This is a genomic window from Paenibacillus sp. sgz302148 (assembly GCF_056120465.1).
The window spans coordinates 130155-147189 of sequence record NZ_JBVYOJ010000016.1; the positions used below are offsets into that span (position 1 = coordinate 130155).

Annotated in this window: 15 protein-coding genes; 6 read left to right on the top strand and 9 right to left on the bottom strand. The window is 54.6% G+C overall.

Going from position 1 to position 17035, the window contains the following annotated elements:
• The first annotated feature begins 604 nt into the window (after positions 1 to 604).
• From AC0LWM_RS22815 to AC0LWM_RS22825, 3 genes are all read left to right on the top strand, one after another.
• On the top strand, positions 605 to 1105 hold the full coding sequence (locus AC0LWM_RS22815; protein ID WP_474677298.1) for a ribonuclease domain-containing protein: 501 nt from the start codon (positions 605 to 607) through the stop codon (positions 1103 to 1105).
• Positions 1106 to 1119: 14 nt separating this feature from the next.
• Entirely contained in the window at positions 1120 to 1398 is a 279-nt protein-coding gene (locus AC0LWM_RS22820; RefSeq protein ID WP_474677300.1) for a barstar family protein, read from the top strand.
• Positions 1399 to 1512: 114 nt separating this feature from the next.
• Entirely contained in the window at positions 1513 to 1626 is a 114-nt protein-coding gene (locus AC0LWM_RS22825; protein ID WP_474677301.1) for a putative holin-like toxin, read from the top strand.
• Positions 1627 to 1801: 175 nt separating this feature from the next.
• Here AC0LWM_RS22825 and AC0LWM_RS22830 read toward each other — a convergent pair whose 3' ends face one another.
• Positions 1802 to 3871: a transglycosylase domain-containing protein gene (locus tag AC0LWM_RS22830; RefSeq protein WP_474677302.1), complete on the bottom strand. Its 2070-nt coding sequence runs from the start codon at positions 3869 to 3871 to the stop codon at positions 1802 to 1804.
• A 313-nt stretch (positions 3872 to 4184) separates the two neighbouring features.
• Here AC0LWM_RS22830 and speE point away from each other — a divergent pair, with 313 nt between their 5' ends.
• Both speE and speB read left to right on the top strand, forming a co-directional pair.
• A complete protein-coding gene (gene speE, locus AC0LWM_RS22835; RefSeq protein ID WP_474677303.1) occupies positions 4185 to 5012 on the top strand; it encodes a polyamine aminopropyltransferase in 828 nt (275 codons plus the stop codon).
• Positions 5013 to 5380: 368 nt separating this feature from the next.
• The gene (gene speB / locus AC0LWM_RS22840; RefSeq protein ID WP_474677304.1) at positions 5381 to 6250 is read left to right on the top strand and encodes an agmatinase; all 870 of its coding nucleotides are present in this window, start codon (positions 5381 to 5383) and stop codon (positions 6248 to 6250) included.
• A 100-nt stretch (positions 6251 to 6350) separates the two neighbouring features.
• Here the strand turns inward: speB and AC0LWM_RS22845 are convergent, their stop codons facing one another.
• From AC0LWM_RS22845 to AC0LWM_RS22855, 3 genes are all read right to left on the bottom strand, one after another.
• On the bottom strand, positions 6351 to 7907 hold the full coding sequence (locus tag AC0LWM_RS22845; protein ID WP_474677305.1) for an S-layer homology domain-containing protein: 1557 nt from the start codon (positions 7905 to 7907) through the stop codon (positions 6351 to 6353).
• Between the two features lie 360 nt (positions 7908 to 8267).
• Positions 8268 to 8477: a hypothetical protein gene (locus tag AC0LWM_RS22850; RefSeq protein ID WP_474677306.1), complete on the bottom strand. Its 210-nt coding sequence runs from the start codon at positions 8475 to 8477 to the stop codon at positions 8268 to 8270.
• Positions 8455 to 9495: a DUF4062 domain-containing protein gene (locus AC0LWM_RS22855; RefSeq protein ID WP_474677307.1), complete on the bottom strand. Its 1041-nt coding sequence runs from the start codon at positions 9493 to 9495 to the stop codon at positions 8455 to 8457. Before AC0LWM_RS22855 ends, AC0LWM_RS22850 begins: the two co-directional genes overlap by 23 nt.
• Positions 9496 to 9659: 164 nt before the next feature.
• Between AC0LWM_RS22855 and AC0LWM_RS22860 the strand changes: the two genes are divergently transcribed.
• Complete coding sequence (locus AC0LWM_RS22860) at positions 9660 to 12383, top strand: Ig-like domain-containing protein (protein ID WP_474677308.1); 2724 nt, start codon at positions 9660 to 9662, stop codon at positions 12381 to 12383.
• 106 nt (positions 12384 to 12489) lie between these two features.
• Here AC0LWM_RS22860 and AC0LWM_RS22865 read toward each other — a convergent pair whose 3' ends face one another.
• From AC0LWM_RS22865 to AC0LWM_RS22885, 5 genes are all read right to left on the bottom strand, one after another.
• The gene (locus tag AC0LWM_RS22865; RefSeq protein WP_474677309.1) at positions 12490 to 13104 is read right to left on the bottom strand and encodes a DedA family protein; all 615 of its coding nucleotides are present in this window, start codon (positions 13102 to 13104) and stop codon (positions 12490 to 12492) included.
• A 65-nt stretch (positions 13105 to 13169) separates the two neighbouring features.
• On the bottom strand, positions 13170 to 14246 hold the full coding sequence (locus tag AC0LWM_RS22870; protein WP_474677310.1) for an undecaprenyldiphospho-muramoylpentapeptide beta-N-acetylglucosaminyltransferase: 1077 nt from the start codon (positions 14244 to 14246) through the stop codon (positions 13170 to 13172).
• Positions 14247 to 14262: 16 nt separating this feature from the next.
• Positions 14263 to 15402, bottom strand: coding sequence for a PDZ domain-containing protein (locus AC0LWM_RS22875; protein ID WP_474677311.1), 1140 nt, complete (start codon positions 15400 to 15402; stop codon positions 14263 to 14265).
• Between the two features lie 27 nt (positions 15403 to 15429).
• Positions 15430 to 16437, bottom strand: a complete 1008-nt coding sequence (locus tag AC0LWM_RS22880; protein WP_474677312.1) for a GNAT family N-acetyltransferase — start codon at positions 16435 to 16437, stop codon at positions 15430 to 15432.
• A 44-nt stretch (positions 16438 to 16481) separates the two neighbouring features.
• A complete protein-coding gene (locus AC0LWM_RS22885) occupies positions 16482 to 17027 on the bottom strand; it encodes a GrpB family protein (protein ID WP_474677313.1) in 546 nt (181 codons plus the stop codon).
• Positions 17028 to 17035: the final 8 nt, after the last annotated feature.

Genomic DNA, 17035 nt, shown 5'->3' on the forward strand with positions numbered 1-17035 from the left:
CGGTCCGGCTTGATGCCGGGCTTTTTGCGTTATAGGGCGGGCGATTGTGGATGATGATCGATTTTGTATCCGTGAATGGCGACAACGAAATATCGTTACATTGTATTTTGTGCAATGGGCAAAACGTTTATTGTAGGTTTGGATTCATGCTATTGCATTTCGTGCAATGAAATCCCCTCATACGGGACCTGTATGGAGATATTGTCGGATTTGATTGCACATTTTGCAATGAAGCGGCTTTACTTAGGAGGATTTCTAGAGTTCCATTGCACATATTGCAATGGACAGTCGCAGTTGACACATGGGCGAGGAATACGAAAGCGGGAGTTACCTCAAAGGTTATGCCGTAATCAATAGCAGCTTCTGAAATGTTTGCACAATAAAGGGGCTCTGTTGTAGTGTGCACTGTTGTACGGAGTGCAACATTTTCAGGGAATATGGGCAATTATGGTCGAAATTGTTGTATGCAGTACAGCAATTGGTCCGAGGGACGACGTTTCCTTAAAAAAATGTTGTTGGTCGTGCAACAATAACGGGGAGCATTGTCCGAAAGGTGTTTCGACTGGGCATTATCCGGCAATAACAAGAAATGGGTGATGAATACATGATAACGAATGCGATAAAATGGCTCCGGTTCGGCGTCCTGCTGATGTGTATTGCGCTGTTGGCGGGATGTTCGCTCTCAACGGGCGCGCAATCCGGCGCGCAATCCGGCACGCAATCCAGTGCCCAATCCGGCGCACACGAGCACAACGCGCAAAATGTGCAAAACGGGCACGCGTTGATCGACTTCGAGGAAGTGGCGCAATACATACGCAAGCATGGCGAGCTACCGGACAATTACATTACGAAGAAGGAAGCGCGCAAGTTAGGCTGGGACGCACAAAAGGGCAATTTGAACGAGGTGGCGCCGGGTAAAAGCATCGGCGGCGACGTGTTCGGCAACCGGGAGAAGAAGCTGCCCGGCAAAAAAGGACGCATCTGGTACGAGGCGGACATCAACTATACGTCCGGGTTCCGCGGCGACGACCGGATCCTGTTCTCGAACGACGGGCTTATTTTCAAATCGGATGATCATTACAAGACGTTTCAAGAGATGAAGTGAGAGGAGGGGGCGGCTTGAAAAAAGCGATCATTGACGGCAACGCGGTGTCAAGCATGGACGAGCTTCACGAAGCCTTACAGCTTCAGCTCGACTTCCCGGACTATTACGGGCGCAACCTCGACGCTCTTTGGGATATGCTGACCGGCGGAATGGAGCTGCCCGTGACGATCGAGTGGCGCGGTCATGCGGTAAGCGGCGAACGTCTAGGCGAAGACGGACAGCGGCTGCTTGAATTGCTGCGGGAGGCGGAGCAGGAGCTGGACGGGGAGTTTACGGTGGTTGTCAGCGAGTGAAAAACGGGAACATCAGTACTGTTTCGACTCATGAAGTCATGATATAATAAGTCCAAGTACATAGTATGGCTTGCAAGGGCGGTCGGCTAGTCTCCCGGAAGGGAGGTGATGCCTGTGGAGGTTAAGGATGTCTTGACGCTCATGATTGATTTCGGTGCGCTTATTATTGCGCTGCTGACGTTGGTCGTAACTGTCGTCGTGGCACTCAGCCAAAACAAAAAGAAATAGACCGCCCTGGGATAAGGTCGCGGTCTATTTCGCTGCGTTACCGATCTACAAGCCACCGCCCTTAAAAGCGGCTATTGTACCAAGGAGTCGTGTTAGCCGCACGGCTCCTTTTATATTTTCATTATAACGTTGCCTCAACATACATGCAATCTGCTTTTGCTGCGCGCATATCCCTTCACTGCCCGGTCCACCAGCGCTTCAAATCGTTCCACCAGGACCGTTTGCCTTCGTCCGCCCCGTTCTTCAAATCAGCCTTGCCTCCGTGCTCGTTGCACGTTTCGGTCGGCTCGGTGCCTTTGACGAACACCTCCAGGCGCGGGTTCGGGCATTCTGCGGTGGCAAGCTTGCGGGAGACCGGATCGATGTAGACACTGGCGACGCCTTCCGGGATCGGGAACATTTTGGGCGGCACAGCCGCGAGCGCCTGCTCGACGAACGAGGCGAAGATCGGCGCCGCCTTGTGCGCCTCCGCGGCTGAAATCGTCTTGTTCTTGTCGTAGCCGACCCATACGGCCGTCGACAGCTCCGGCGTGAAGCCGACCATCCAGGCGTCGGTGTTCGTCGTACCGGTTTTGCCGGCAACGGGCCGTTTGATAAACCGGGATACTCGGCTTCCCGTGCCGCCGCTGTCGAACACGCTCTCCATCAGATTGGTCATCACGTAGGTATAGGCCGGGTCGATGACCTGCCGACGCTCCGGCTCGGCTTTGTACAGCACTTCGCCCTTGGCGTCTTCAATCCGCAATATGGCGGTCGGCTCTACGCGCATGCCTTGATTGCTGATGATGCCGAAAGCGGAAGCCATATCGAACGGGCTGACCGGGAACGTGCCGAGCGCGAGCGAAGGCAGCGGCTTCATCGAGCCATGGATGCCCATGCTGCGGGCCATGTCGATGACCTTATCGGGACCGATCTCCATGATTGTATGGACGGCATAAACATTGTCCGAACGCGCAAGCGCTTGGCGCATATCCATGTAATCGCCGGTATAATCGTTGCCGTAATTGCTCGGCATGTAGATTTTGCGCCCCTCGTCGTAGGTGAACGTCGTCGGCTCGCTCTTGTACTGGGTAAGCGGCGTAAAGCCGGGGTGCTGCAGCGCGGTCAAATAGACGATCGGCTTGAACGACGAACCGGGCTGGCGCGTATCGGCGAAGACGCGGTTGAATTGGTTTTCCTTGTAGTTTTTGCCGCCGACCATCGCTTTAATATATCCGGTGCGCGGATCGATGGCGATCAGCGCCGCCTGCAGCTCGCCTTTTCCGGGAATCGCGTCCTCGACCGCGGCCTCGGCGATTTTTTGCGCGCGGGTATCCAGCGTCGTATAGATTTTGATGCCGCCGCTGTTGATCAGCCCCTCGTCGATGCCAAGCTTGTCGACCGCGAGCAACCGCACGTAATCGCGAAAATATGGCGCAATGGACTCTTGTTTGCCGCTGAGTGGCTGAAACTTCAGGATCGCATCGTAAGCGCGGTCGGCATCGTCCTGGCTGACATAGCCGTATTGAACCATCGCCTGGAGCACTGTTTTTTGCCGGTCCTTGGCGTTCTTCATATCCATATAAGGCGAATAATATTTGGGGCCTTTCGGCACCCCGGCAAGCAAGGCGCTCTCGGCAAGCGTCAAATCTTTGGCGTGCTTCCCGTAATACATTTGCGCGGCGGCTTCGATGCCGTAGGCGGAGTGTCCGTAATAGATCTGATTCAAATACATTTCCATAATTTCGTCTTTGGAATAGTTCATTTCGAGCTGGACGGCATACATCGCTTCCTTCCATTTGCGCAGCCAGGTGCGCTCATGGCTCAAATACAGGTTGCGGGCAAGCTGCTGCGTAATGGTGCTGGCGCCTTGAACTTTGGCCATATGCTGCAGATCGACGACGGCCGCGCGCGTCATGCCGATGAGATCGAGGCCGGGGTGCTCGTAGAATCGCCGGTCTTCGACGGCGAGCGTCGCTTTGACCAGGTACGGCGATATTTGGTTCAGCTTGACGGGCTGCCGGTTCTGGCCGGAGTGAAACGTATCGATGACGTTGCCCTGTGCATCCAGAATCATCGACGTTTGACCGACCGAAGCGACGGGCAAAGCCTGGGATTTCAAATATAAAAGCAGGCCGATAACGGTGATGAGGACAATTGCGCAAGAAGCCATGGACAACGCAAAAAGCCGCTTCGTCCATTTCCACCAGCGGTTTTGAGAGGGTGTCGTTTTGCGCCCGGATGATTTGCCGTTTTTGTCGCTCATCGGATGTCAGGCTCCTTCTGATCTTCGAGTAAATGATTCCTTATGCTTTATTATGGAAAATGTTAGAATCGGATATTCAACAAAATGCGAGGGGATTGAATTTTTTTGTCCATTTGATCCATCCTCTTGTTTACTTTATTTTTAGAAAACATTTTTGCCGAAAGCCGATCTCAATAGTTGCTTACACCGGAGCTTTTCTTTATAATCAATTTGTTTGCATAATGAGGGTTATTGGTCCGAAATCATGCTTGAATCGACATGAGAAATAAAGGCCGGATTTTCGGCGAATACGATAGGAAAGAAGGTAACCCAGATGGAATTGTGGTACACGGAGAAACAAACGGAAAATTTCGGCATCACGGCGAAGATCAAGGAGACGCTGGTGACGGAAAAAACCGATTTTCAAGATTTGGCGATGATCGATACGGCGGAGTTCGGACGTATGCTCGTTCTGGACGGCATGGTGATGACAACGGTGAAGGACGAGTTCGTTTACCATGAAATGGTCGCTCATCCTGCGCTGATGACGCATCCGAATCCGAAGCATGTCCTGGTCGTTGGCGGCGGCGACGGCGGCGTCATCCGCGAAGTGCTGAAGCACCCGAAAGTGGAAAAAGCGGTGCTTGTCGAAATCGACGGCAAAGTTATCGAATATTCGAAAAAATATTTGCCTGAAATCGCAGGCGAGCTCGACAACCCGCGCGTGGAAGTAATCGTGAACGACGGCTACATGCACATTCACGACCACAAAAATACGTACGACGTGATCATGGTCGACTCCACGGAGCCGGTAGGACCGGCGGTTGAGCTGTTCAGCCGCGGATTTTACCAAGGCATTTACGAATCGCTCAAGGAAGACGGCATTTTCGTTGCGCAAACGGACAATCCTTGGTTCAAGGCCGATCTGATCCAAAGCGTCAATCGCGACGTTAAAGAGATTTTCCCGATCGTACGCGTGTATGTAGCGAATATTCCGACTTACCCAAGCGGCCTTTGGACGTTCACGATGGGCAGCAAAAAGTACGATCCGCTGCAAGTCGACGAAACGAGCCTGCCGGAGCTGGCGACGAAATATTATTCGCCGCGCTTGCATAAAGCGGCGTTCGCTCTGCCGAAGTTCGTAGAAGACCTGTGCAAATAAGCTATGCTTACAAAGAGAGCCGCTGTTATATACGGCAGCGGCCTGCTCTATAGAAATACCTCTGCCGAGCGGCTTCGCTCTGGCAGAGGTTCTTATTTTGTCGGCGGTGTGCAGGCCGTTGGCGTGTAGGCCGTTTTCGTGGTCGCCGACGTCCGAAGTGGACGTCTGATGCGAACGTCTGATGCGAACGCCTGCTGCGAACGTCTGAGTGTCGAGATGTCCGCCGCGCTAGCATCTGGTTGGGATCCATACGACTGCCTCGTCGAATAACTGTTATTCTACATCAAACAGGCAATCTGCAATTAAGCATCGCGTTTCGTGCGATGGAACGCTGCATACTACTTATAAATTTGAAAGGGTGTTGTTTTGTGCGTTTGGATCAAGCATATTCCGGCAATGTGTTTATTTGCAGCTCCGATGATTACGCCGCTTCCCGTGCCGTCATCTACGGCATGCCGATGGATTATACGGTCAGCTTCCGTCCCGGCTCGCGTTTCGGCCCGGCGCGGATTCGCGAAGTATCGATCGGGCTGGAGGAGTACAGCCCGTATTTGGACAAGAGCCTCACCGAAATGAGCTACTTTGATGCGGGCGATCTGCTGCTGCCGTTCGGCAACGCGGGACGCAGCTTGGACATCATCGGCGAATACGTGCGCGGCCTGCTGGCTGACGGCAAGTTCCCGTTCGGCCTTGGCGGCGAGCATCTCGTATCGTGGCCGGTCATTCGCGAAATGTACGCGAAATATCCCGATCTTGCGATCATCCACATTGACGCGCACGCCGACCTTCGCGAGCAATACGAAGGCGAGCCGCTGTCGCACTCGACGCCGATCCGCAAGGCGGCCGAGCTGATGGGGCCAAGCAACATTTATCAATTCGGCATTCGCTCGGGCTCCCGCGAGGAATTCGAATACGCGAGAAAGAACATCAACTTCTTCCCGTTTGATGTCGCCGAACCGATGCGCAAAGTGCTGCCTGAGCTGGCAGGACGTCCGGTTTACGTCACGATCGACATCGACGTGCTTGATCCTTCGGCCGCGCCGGGAACGGGTACGGCGGAAGCGGGCGGCATTACGTCGAAGGAGCTGCTCGAGGCGGTGCATCTGATCGCCCGATCCGAGGCCAACGTCGTTGGCGCCGACGTCGTGGAAGTTGCGCCGATTTACGATCACTCGGAGCAAACGCAAATCGTCGCCTCCAAGCTGATCCGCGAGATGCTGCTCGGATTCGTGAAATAAGGATTGCGTAAGGAGCTGCGCGGGAACTTAAAGCGCGCGTGCCATAAGAAGAAGCAGGCTGCAGCGAATATCGCTGTTGCCTGCTTCTTTGCATTTCGATTCATTTATTCCCGCTGAGCTCGTACATCCGCTCGGCGTTGCGGAGGGCCGGCCAAACATCCGTCGTCTCGGCGCCGACGTACCAGAAAGCGGAGCCGGCAACGCCCCGGCGAAGTCCCTCCATCGCTTTCAGCGTCAGCGAGCGGCTGTCTTCCATCCAGATATAGTGATTGATTCCATACTGGGCGTAGGCCGCAACGTACTGGCCCGAATCGGTGTCCCAGCGGTAGACGGGAAGCTGCGGCAGCAGCGCGGCTTGCTCCTTCAGCTCAAGATCGTTCGAATAAACGCCGCCGGCTTCGATACGCCAGTCGCGGGTATATAGCGGCATTCCGGCAATCACCTTTGCGCTTGGAACTTCGCCCAAGATGTTCTGCAGCTGTGCGGCGTACCAGCCGAGAGAAGCGACGGAGCCCATGACCGGGTCGCCGGTCCAATGTTCCTCATAGTTCATGAGCACTACGAAGTCTGCTTTCGCGCCTAACGCGGCATAGTCGAACGGATCGCTCCAATCGCTGTGCACATCCGGAGGCACGTCGACGGACAGTGTCTTCCCGAGCGCGTGGAGCTCCACGGCGAGCTCGCCGACGAACGCCGTATACAGGTCGCGATCCATCGGGTCGATATTCTCGAAGTCAAGATTTATGCCGTCGACCTGTAGCTGCGTAACGGCATTTATCATTTGCCGCAGAGCGGCGTCCTTGCCGATTGTCAGCATCTGATGCGTCGCCGCCGGATCGAAACGATTGCCGGCAAGCGCCCATACCTGCTTCTGACGAGCATGAGCCCATTGAACGAGACTGACGTCGCCTTCATACGTTACGGTGCCGTCATTTTGTACGGTCAGCCAATGCGGCGACAGGACGTTAATGCCGCTATTCGCGGCGTATCGCTCAAATTCGGCCGTTGTCCCCGTATAAAACCAGCCAAGTTGGATCGAGGCGGCCGATGGCTTCAGTGAGATCCGGTCGCTTGTCCGCTTGAGCAAAGCGGCCGCTTCCTCGCGCGTCAACTTGCTTTTCGGGAAGAAGGACCCGCCGTAACCTTCCATCAAGCCGGCATTCGTTGCCGCGCCGACATAAGCTTTGGCCCATGCAGCAATATTTCCTTCATCCGCGTAAGTTTTGCCGTTCGATTGTAGGCTTAACTTCAAGGCGCGGGCCAGCACGGCAGCCGCCTCCTCGCGCGTGATCGCGTCGTTTGGCGCAAACGTACGGTCGCTCTTGCCGTTAACGAGGCGGATCTGAAAAGCGGCGTTCACCCACCCATATGGCCAATCCGTCCGCTTGACATCGTCGAACGCGGGGATCGAAGCGGCAACGGTCTCCATCCCCAGCACGCCTGCGAGCATTTTCACAAATTCGGCCCGGCTCACCGCCCGTTTGGGCTCGAACAAGCCCGGTCCGCTTCCGTCGATCACATGTTTTTCGTACAGCCAAGTAATTTCGTTCTTTGCAAAGCTGTGGTCAATATCGGTAAAAACGGCGGCCGCCAAAGCGGACGATTCCCCGCCAATAAACAACAAAACGGCCATCAGGCCGATCGCAATCCGGTTCATAGCTACTCCTCCACAAGCCATCATAGCACTTGCCGGTAGCCGGATCATGTCAAAAAAGTTGGAAATAAAGACAGGATTGCCCCAGTGATGGGGGGGAGGTGGTTTCAAAGTTTCAAAAGGGGAGCCGCTTATTTCGCATTCAGAAAATAATTTCTGAAATTCAGAAACAATTTTCTTTTTATCCCTGGCAAATAGGGGGACGAAGCGAAATTCAGAAAAAATTTTCTGTTATTAGCCAAAAGTTTCTGAATGCCCCGCCAAAACCCGCGCAAACCGGCCGAACGCGGCTGAATGACAAACAGCCGGAAAGCATAAGCTTCCTGGCTGTCGAATGACGGAATGGCATGATGACGGGACTGGTTAAAACACGATTTCTTTGTTAAACGAGGTTTTTGCGCTGAACACTTCGACGAACGTCCCCTCCGTCTGGAAGATGGAAGGCCCGCGGCTAAATGTGGAGCCGATCGAGCTTTTCCCCGAGCGTTTGGCGCGGGAACGTTTGCTTTTGGCGGTACCGTAGGCCGGCGTTGTTATACCGCTTTGGTTGTCACGCCTCGATAGTTGTCTCATGGTCAACGCTCCTCTCTAGATACAAATGCATGACATCGAACAGCAGCTTGTTGCGTCCCAGCATCATTTGCCGGTACAAGTCTTCTTGAACGGCTTCATCCTCGTCGTCCACGATAAAATGAAGCGTCATCACGTACCGTCCCGCCATCGGAATGCACAGGATGCATTCGCGTCCCCCGATTTCGTCTTTCATGAAAATTTTGACCGCTTGCGTCTTGTACGTCATCGATACGTAGCTTTCCGGATCATCCACCTGAAAGGGCGGATGCGAGCCGACATTGCCGTATCCCGCGACATGGATCATCTGCCGTCCCTCGACATCGATCCGATGCAGCGTCGCTCCGGAAACCGATGATATTAAAGTATGCCGGCCGGTCAGAAAATGACTCGGCTGCAGCTCGGATGCAAAGACGGATAGCACGCGCCGCAGTTCGTTGTGATGGTATTCGCCGTATTTGATCATGGCGTGGAATAGCCGGTTCGCCCGGGCATATATATCTTTTGTCATAATTGTATCACGAAGTTCATCCGGCTGATAGCCGACCCGCAAATACGACCGAAGCAGCAGGGCAAGCTGTTCCTTGATATACGTGTAGGCATCCTCCGAGGTAAGGAATTTCCGGACATTGTTGCGGAATTCGCCGCTAATTTCCCGGATAAACTCGGCTAACCCCGGCTCCAGCGTAAGGGGCGCCCTTTCGTAGAGAGCCCATGTATCTTGATGGATGAGTATGTAGATCGGCTTGCGCTGGACGACGGCTTCCCGGTATTCGTCATGCGTAATGCTGCGCTTCGATTTCGGATTCAATGTGCCGTAACGGTCGCCGACCATTAGGACATAGACGTCGCAATCGCGCACCGCCTTCAGGCAGCTTTCCACGATGCCTTTGCTCCATTCGAACCGAACCGACTCGGTCACGACCGCGCGGTGTCCGAGAAGGCTTTCGATTTTATCGGCCAAAGTGGCCCGGACATAGGCGAGATCGCGGATGGTGGAGCTAATAAAAATATCGGTCATACGTAGTCCTCCGCAAGCGTTACTGAACCGAAGCTCTGTCGCAAGTATACCACAATTTGGATATTCGTTGAATCAAAATAATTATTTTATGGCGCAACATTTTGGAAGAAAAATCAGTATATAAAAGCAAGCGTGATACTCTACGTATCTTAGGAGGGATATTAATGAGACGGCTTGTATCATTTTTGCTTGTTGTGATGCTGTTATTGACGACCCTGTCTAGCGTATTGTACGCAGAGGAACTGACGGTAGAACAGAAGTTTAACGTTTTGAAGGATAAGGGCATTTTTACGGGATTTCAGGATGGCAGCGCCCGTTTGGACGAAAAAATGTCCCGGGAACAATTTGCCACCGTGCTTTACCGGCTGCTCGATTTGAAGAGCGAGCCGAAGGCTTCGGCTACGTATGCGGACGTACTCAAGACACGATGGTCTTTTCCTTATGTGGAGGCGGCTTCAAAAGCCGGTTTGATGAGAGGCGTGGGCGCGAACAAATTCGCCCCGGCGGATGACGTCACGATCGAGCAGCTGGCCGCCATTCTGGTCCGTGCCTTTGGATTAACCGGACCGTCGACCGTGTTCGTCGGAGGCAAAGTATCCTCTTGGGCCAAAGAGCCAGTCGCCCTGGCGGTGGAGAACAAGTTCATCCCTCCGCAGTCCGACTATACGGCGAAAGCATTGCGCAGAGCGCTTGTTGCCGCCGTGTACGAAGTTTATGTGAAGATGAACCCGGCGCTTCGGCCAATGAACATCGAATCGGTGAATCCAACTTCGAATACGGGATTGTCCGTACGCTTGTCGGAGCCGATTTCATCGCTTACGCTAAGCCGGCTGTCGCTCCGAACGGATTTCGGCGCCTCGGTTGATATCAAGCAAGGGGCGCTTAGCTCCGACGGCCGGACGATTTCGCTTGTGACCGGCTGGCAGGAGTCGAACCGGAAGTATGTGCTGAAGGCCGATTCGTCGGAATACGCTTATGTCGTGCCATCCTTCGACAACGTCAAGCCAACGATTTCGTCGTGGCGGGCAACCGGATATACGGTGGAGATTACATTCTCGGAACCGATGGATGCGGGATCGGCGACGAATCTCGCCAACTATTCCGCCGACAACGGACTTGCGATCGGGCAGGCCTCTCTGTCGAATGACGGGCGGAACGTGACGCTGACGACGAGCGAACAGCGCTCCGGCGCGACTTACACGCTGTACGTGTACAATGTCGCGGATGCTGCAGGGAATGCGATGGATCCGCGCAATTTGCGCATCGACGGTTCGGTCGATCGCACGCCGCCGGCGGTTCGCAGCGTAACGGCGGATGCGTCCAATGTAGTCATAACGTTCAACGAACGATTGGATAAATCGTCCGCCGAATACGTTGCGAATTATTGGATCGACGGCGATATCGGCTATCCGTCGAAGTTGACATACAACGACAGTCAGATGTCGGTCACGCTGCGCGTGCAGGATCAAGTGCCGAGCCGCGCATACCGGTTGACGCTGAATCATGTGAAGGATTTGGCGGGCAATGAGATCGCCGCCAATACGGTCGTCACGTTCTACGGTACCGGCACGGCGCCAAATAACGGATCGATTAACGTTGTGGAAGTGAAGGCCGTCGACGTCAACACGATCGACATCCGCTTCAATAAGGAGATTCCGGCTGCGCAAGTGCAAAATCTCCGCGCGGCGATTACGGCCGATAACGGCAACCCGATATCGAGGTCGGGCTGGAGCGATGACGTCCGTCAAATGTCGGACCGTAAAGTCATCCGCGTCCAATACCGCATAAAAGATAACCAGAATCCGGGATTGTTCATGGAGGGGCGCGTGTACGACGTAGTCATCACGGGCGTGAAGGATTTGAATACAAGCGGCGGCGCGAACAAGAAGCAGTTCGCTGGCACGCCGGTCCAAAATCCGATTCCGTTCGTGACGAAGGTCGAAGCGGTCAACAGCACATCGGTCAAGGTGTATTTCAGCGAACCGGTGAAAAATATTCAGACGAAATCGTTCAAAATCAAATCGGCGGACGGTTCCGCAATGACGGTAACCGGAGAAGCGCTTAACAATCGCAACGCGATCGTCACCGATGTTGTCTTGTATTTGAAGCAGCAGCTGCAAGCAGGCGTCGTATACACGATGACGTTCGATTATGGCGTAACGGACGCCGCCGGCTTCAACCCATTGCGTGGCGCAAGTCAATCAAGCCCGTATTCGGTCGATTTTATCGGCGTTAATAACGATAACAATGCCGCTCCCAAGATGATTGCCGCCGGGCCGCTGGATCGGTACAATTTCGATATTACGTTCAGCGAGCCGGTTAAAAATGCCGACGAGTTCGTGTACCAGCTCTGGAACATGACCGATAACGTCCAGCTCCCATTGACAAAGGAAACGGCGACGCTGACGATGACCTCCGACAAAAAGAAGCTGATCGTCATGTTGAATGCGGATTACAACACGCTGGAAACGAACAAGTGGTATAGATTCACCTATATGTCGGACAACGGCCGGATTACCGACATGCAGAATAAGCCGTATGATACGACGCCTGCCGCGGCTTCGCAGCAATTCGCCGGCTGGGATAAAGAGAACCCGCGCCCCGATATCGACGAAGTGAAGGCGGACGGCAAGCAAATCTACGTTACGTTCACCGAAGATATTAAAGGCTACACGAACCAGACGAATTACTTTGAAATTTACGTGGACGGCGACTGGGTCAAGCCGGGCTCGGGTTCGATTTCCGGCAAAACCGTAACGCTGAAGGTAAGTAAGATACACTCTGACGATGACGTCAAACTGCGCATTTCCGACCGCGGTGTCGACGGCATTCGCGATTGGAACAACCAGAAGCCGATCCAGCGCTGGATCACCGTGGAAGCCGAATAATCGCCGCCAGTCGGATTCGACCATGCCAAAAAGCCGTTGGAGCGTTGCGCTCCAGCGGCTTTTAAACGTTAAGAAAGTATGAATGATTTCGATGGAGGTTTTTTTGCTAGCCTGTCATTCTTTTTAATAACTGGATGAGCTGCTTGCGGAAGCGGAATATGAGATATGCGGCCAGAAGGATGACGCCGGCGATAATCGTTTTTTTGGCGTAGCTTTCGAATAAATCGAACAACTTGTGCCACTGGGGGCCGAAGATTTTGCCGAGGAAAATAAAGATAATGACCCAAAACAGCGCCCCGGAATACGCATAAATCGCAAATGTGCGGAACGGTAGGCGTACGACGCCGGAAAAATAACCGGTCACATGGCGGACGCCGGGGATGAAATAAGCGATGAACAGCACCCAGTTGCCGTAACGCTCGAACCAGCGCTTGGCTTTCATCAGCTTGGCCGGCGTCAGCAGCACCCACCTGCCGTAACGCTCGAAGAAGGGCATGCCGACCTTGTAGCCGATCCAATACGTAATCGAAATGCCGATCGTCGTGCCAAGAAAGGCTAATATGACGAGGATCGCCCAATTCAGCCGTCCTTCGTAAGACAAATACCCGGAATACGCCATCGAGGTTTCGCCCGGGAAAGGCAATGCGATAAATTCCAATAGCAAGCCGATGAATATGACCAAATAACCGTAATCATGAAACAGTTGTTCGATGAAGTTCAAGCGGACCCTCCTTAACGTGCAATACCTTGTCTATTAGGTAGCTTATCGAATATGAAGGAGGGATGTCAAATGCCCGCCCCGCGTACGGTTTGCTTGATCACGTCGATGATTTTGCCCAGGGCGTCGCCTTGTTCGGAAGCCTCCATCGCTTGGATGTAACGGGACCTGTTGCTATGAATCCGGTTAATAGATTCAAGAAACGATTCGTCGGTCAGCGATTCTTCCTCCAGCATCTCGCCGAACCCCGCTTGACTGAACGAACGGGCATTGACGATCTGATCGCCGCGGCTCTGCAGCCGGGACAGCGGAATCATGAGCATCGGCTTGCGCAGCGCCAAAAACTCGAAGATGGAGTTGGCCCCGGCCCGGGTGACGACGAGATTGGTCATGGCCAGGACATCGGGCAGCTCCTGCTGCAAATATTCGTACTGCTTATATTCGCGCCGGTTGATGGTCGGATCGAGGTTGCCTTTGCCGCACAGGTGAACGATTTGGAACTGCTGCGCGAGCGCATCCAGATTGTCGCGGACAGCACGGTTGATCCGATGTGCGCCGAGACTGCCGCCCATAATGAGCAGCACCGGCTTCGTACGGGTGAAGCTGCAGAAGGCGAGCCCGCGCGAGACGTTGCCGGCCAGCAGCTCTTCGCGCACGACGGCGCCGACGTGAACGGCTTTGTCCGTCCGCAGGTGGCGGCTCGTCTGGGGGAACGTCAGGCATACTTTCCGCGCCATCGGCAGCGACAGCCGGTTGGCGAGTCCCGGCGTCATGTCCGACTCGTGGATCACGACCGGCACGCGGTTGAGCCACGCTCCGACGATGACGGGAACCGAGACGAAACCGCCTTTGGAGAAGATCACTTGAGGCCGCTCCCGCCGGATAATCCGGTAAGCTTGAATCGCACCTTTGACGACCTTGAACGGGTCCTTGACGTTGTTCCAGTCCAGGTACCGGCGCAGCTTGCCCGTCGCGATGCCGTAATACGGCAAGCCGTTCACGGAGGCGGTCAGCTGCTTCTCGATGCCCTGCTCCGAGCCGATATAGCCGACCGACCAGCCCTCCTCGTGGAATTTGGGGATGAGGGCCAGATTGACGGTCACATGGCCGGCCGACCCGCCTCCGGTAAACAAAATTTTAGGCATGCCGAAATACCTCCGTTCAAGGTTTGGCCTTTGCAGGCAATTCGTTTAAGTATCGAATGGCTTCGTCCAGCGTGGACACGGGCACAACGCGCATCGATGTATTTAATTCCTTGAGGGCGGCCGTCGCCTCGGATTCGTTCTTCTCCTCCGGGGCATCCGATTTCGGGACGAAGAAGATGTCCACGCCGAAGGAATCGGCGGTTTTGACCTTATGCGCGGCGGCGCCGATTTCGCCGACCGTGCCGTCCTGCTCGAGCGTGCCGGTACCGGCGATTTTGTAACCCTTGGTCATGTCTTTGCCCGTCAGCTCCTCGGTTAGCTGCAGCGCGAGCATCAGCCCTGCCGAATTCCCCTCGATGCCGTTGTCGAACTTCAGCAGCTTCATCGGGTCGATGCCATCAAAACGAAATACGTCGTTCACGCGGATGCCGATGATCGGTTTGCCGGAGTTCGACGTTTCGCGGTAAGTGACCGGCACATCGACTTCTTTGTTATCGCGGATAACTTTGATTTGAAGCGATGTGCCGAGAACCGGAGCTTTCGCTTGGATGGCGACGACAAAGTCGGCCGACGAATGAACCGGCCGGCCGTCGACCTCGATCACCCGATCGCCGCTTCGGAACGCTTTGCCGGTCTCGAACGCGTCGTAAATCGCGGTCACCGTCGGTTCGACGGTATGCGGCACATCCCGGCCTGCGCTTTGCAGCGCGTACAACGTCAGGTTCTGCGCGCTTGACAACGTCGAATAGCGGAGCATCTGATCCATGTCGTTGAACGTATAATCGATTTCAGGCTTGCTGCCAGAAGGGACGATCGGCTTGATCTCAGGCTCCCCGTAATAGAGCAGCGCACAGGCGTAATCGTTTAACGTGGAAATATCCATCGTATCGACCGTCGTAAAATAAAACGGAGGCAAATCCGTATTCGCTTTCTCGCCTACGGCCGCCAAGTCGAGATATTGGTCGGCTTGCCAAATGTCCCCCGTACCGGTAACCTTCAGCTTCAGCGGCTCCAGTATGGGGACATACAGAAAGAAAGCAAGAGCAGCGAGTACAAGAAGGGAGGCCACAAGGATACGTTTGGATTTGGACCTTCCGGCCGGCTTAACCGAAGCAGTTGATAGCGTGGCGGCCTGTTGAGTTGGAGTTTCGTTCATTGTATGATTCGCCTTTCCTTCATTAGATTAGAGCTTCAAATGCGGCGGCAGCTTCATGGTCGTGCAATAAGGCTCAAACCCTACGCTTTCCCAAAACTTTCTCCCTCGCGGATTCGATTCCAGCACGTCGATGGTGAGCGAAGCGTCGCCGAATCTTTGCTCCTGTAGCAGCTTGATCCCTTGACGGCCGAAGCCTTGGCTGCGCACCTCGCGCTCGATGTAATAATGGCGCACGTAAACCTCCGTCCGATCGGGGAAATACGGATTGAGCCGGAAGCTGTATAAGGCGTAGCCGACGACCTGAGACTCGTTGCAAATCAGATCGATATTCCATTCGTTCTTAAGCAGCATATGCATCCGCTGCTCAAGCTCCGGCATCGACATCGGGTTCACGTTATTTTCGTCCTCGATCAGCCGTTTGTTCATGCGGGCAAGAAGCGGGACATCCTCGGTGGTTGCTTTGCGCAGCGTCAGCGCAATCGGCTGAGCGGCCGATGCAGGGCGGTATTCCATAAGCCAGCAGTCGCGGTATTCGCCTTCGTGCAGCTCACGCTTCGGCAGCAGCTTTTTCCGCTTGAAGCCGCATTTCTCGTAACAACGCAGCGCCCGAGCGTTCCATGTTTGCGGATCCATGACGACGGCGTTCGCGCCAAGCCGTTCGGTCAAATAACCGACGGTCGACCGGACGAGCAGGCTGCCGATCCCGCGGTCCCAATAAGCGGTTTCGCCGATAAATTGATCCATGCCATACACGATTTCGCCAGGGTCGGAATATCCGTATTCGGCCCGCTCTTCGTTACCCACAGGGTAGTATTGAAGGTAACCGATATTTACGCCTTCGTACTGAATGATGCATGGCGTTAGCTCTTCCGTCCGAGTATAAAAAATCTCCTTTACCATATCCGGCGTATGAGGCCGGTCGCGGCCAGCGTAATATTGCAGCACCTGCGGGTCCGACAGCCAACGAACCAGCAGCGGCGCGTCACCCTCTTCCAGCAATCGTACGGTTAATGCTTCATTACGGAAAATCGTCATCGTTCGCACATCCTTCGGTGTCATGTTATCGTGCGGGTGGCCAGCTATGCATCCGAAGCTCCCGGAGTCCAGCCCACGGCCTGGCTCCAATCGCTCGCTTGCTGCATGACGGTCCATATAAACGGACCTTTGGCATCGACATATCCCTGACGATCCGTACCATATCGCGTCGCCAGACGGTGCTTCAGCTCGGCATATTGCTCGCGGGCGTCGGGATGGATGCGCAAGTAGTCGCGGAAAAGCAGAGCGAGCTGCTGCGACCAGCTGCCCTCGCGGCGTACATGGATATGGGTCCGCGGCTGTCCCGGCCGTTCGCGAAAATACCGCTTCGTCAAATCCGGGTTGTCCGCACGGTATAAAAAGCCGATCGCTTCAAGCGGTTCCCGTATGGAGCCGAATGGCTCGAACGAAGACACGCTGATCTGAACATCGAGAATCGGCTTTGCATCAAGCCCCGGCACGGAGGTCGAGCCGATATGATCGATCCGCACGGCGGTTCCGCCAAGCCCGCTTCGCATCATAAGGCCAAGTTCGGCGAACATCGCGGGCCAATTCTCGTTATAAGGTTCAATCACGATGACTTCGCTCATCGGGTCAA

Coding starts and splice junctions, on each gene's coding strand:
- AC0LWM_RS22855 (WP_474677307.1), bottom strand. CDS start 9,495: ATGACCGATATTTTTATTAGCTCCACCATCCGCGATCTCGCCTATGTC.
- AC0LWM_RS22845 (WP_474677305.1), bottom strand. CDS start 7,907: ATGAACCGGATTGCGATCGGCCTGATGGCCGTTTTGTTGTTTATTGGC.
- AC0LWM_RS22880 (WP_474677312.1), bottom strand. CDS start 16,437: ATGACGATTTTCCGTAATGAAGCATTAACCGTACGATTGCTGGAAGAG.
- AC0LWM_RS22885 (WP_474677313.1), bottom strand. CDS start 17,027: ATGAGCGAAGTCATCGTGATTGAACCTTATAACGAGAATTGGCCCGCG.
- AC0LWM_RS22830 (WP_474677302.1), bottom strand. CDS start 3,871: ATGAGCGACAAAAACGGCAAATCATCCGGGCGCAAAACGACACCCTCT.
- AC0LWM_RS22860 (WP_474677308.1), top strand. CDS start 9,660: ATGAGACGGCTTGTATCATTTTTGCTTGTTGTGATGCTGTTATTGACG.
- AC0LWM_RS22870 (WP_474677310.1), bottom strand. CDS start 14,246: ATGCCTAAAATTTTGTTTACCGGAGGCGGGTCGGCCGGCCATGTGACC.
- AC0LWM_RS22850 (WP_474677306.1), bottom strand. CDS start 8,477: ATGAGACAACTATCGAGGCGTGACAACCAAAGCGGTATAACAACGCCG.
- AC0LWM_RS22815 (WP_474677298.1), top strand. CDS start 605: ATGATAACGAATGCGATAAAATGGCTCCGGTTCGGCGTCCTGCTGATG.
- speE (WP_474677303.1), top strand. CDS start 4,185: ATGGAATTGTGGTACACGGAGAAACAAACGGAAAATTTCGGCATCACG.
- AC0LWM_RS22875 (WP_474677311.1), bottom strand. CDS start 15,402: ATGAACGAAACTCCAACTCAACAGGCCGCCACGCTATCAACTGCTTCG.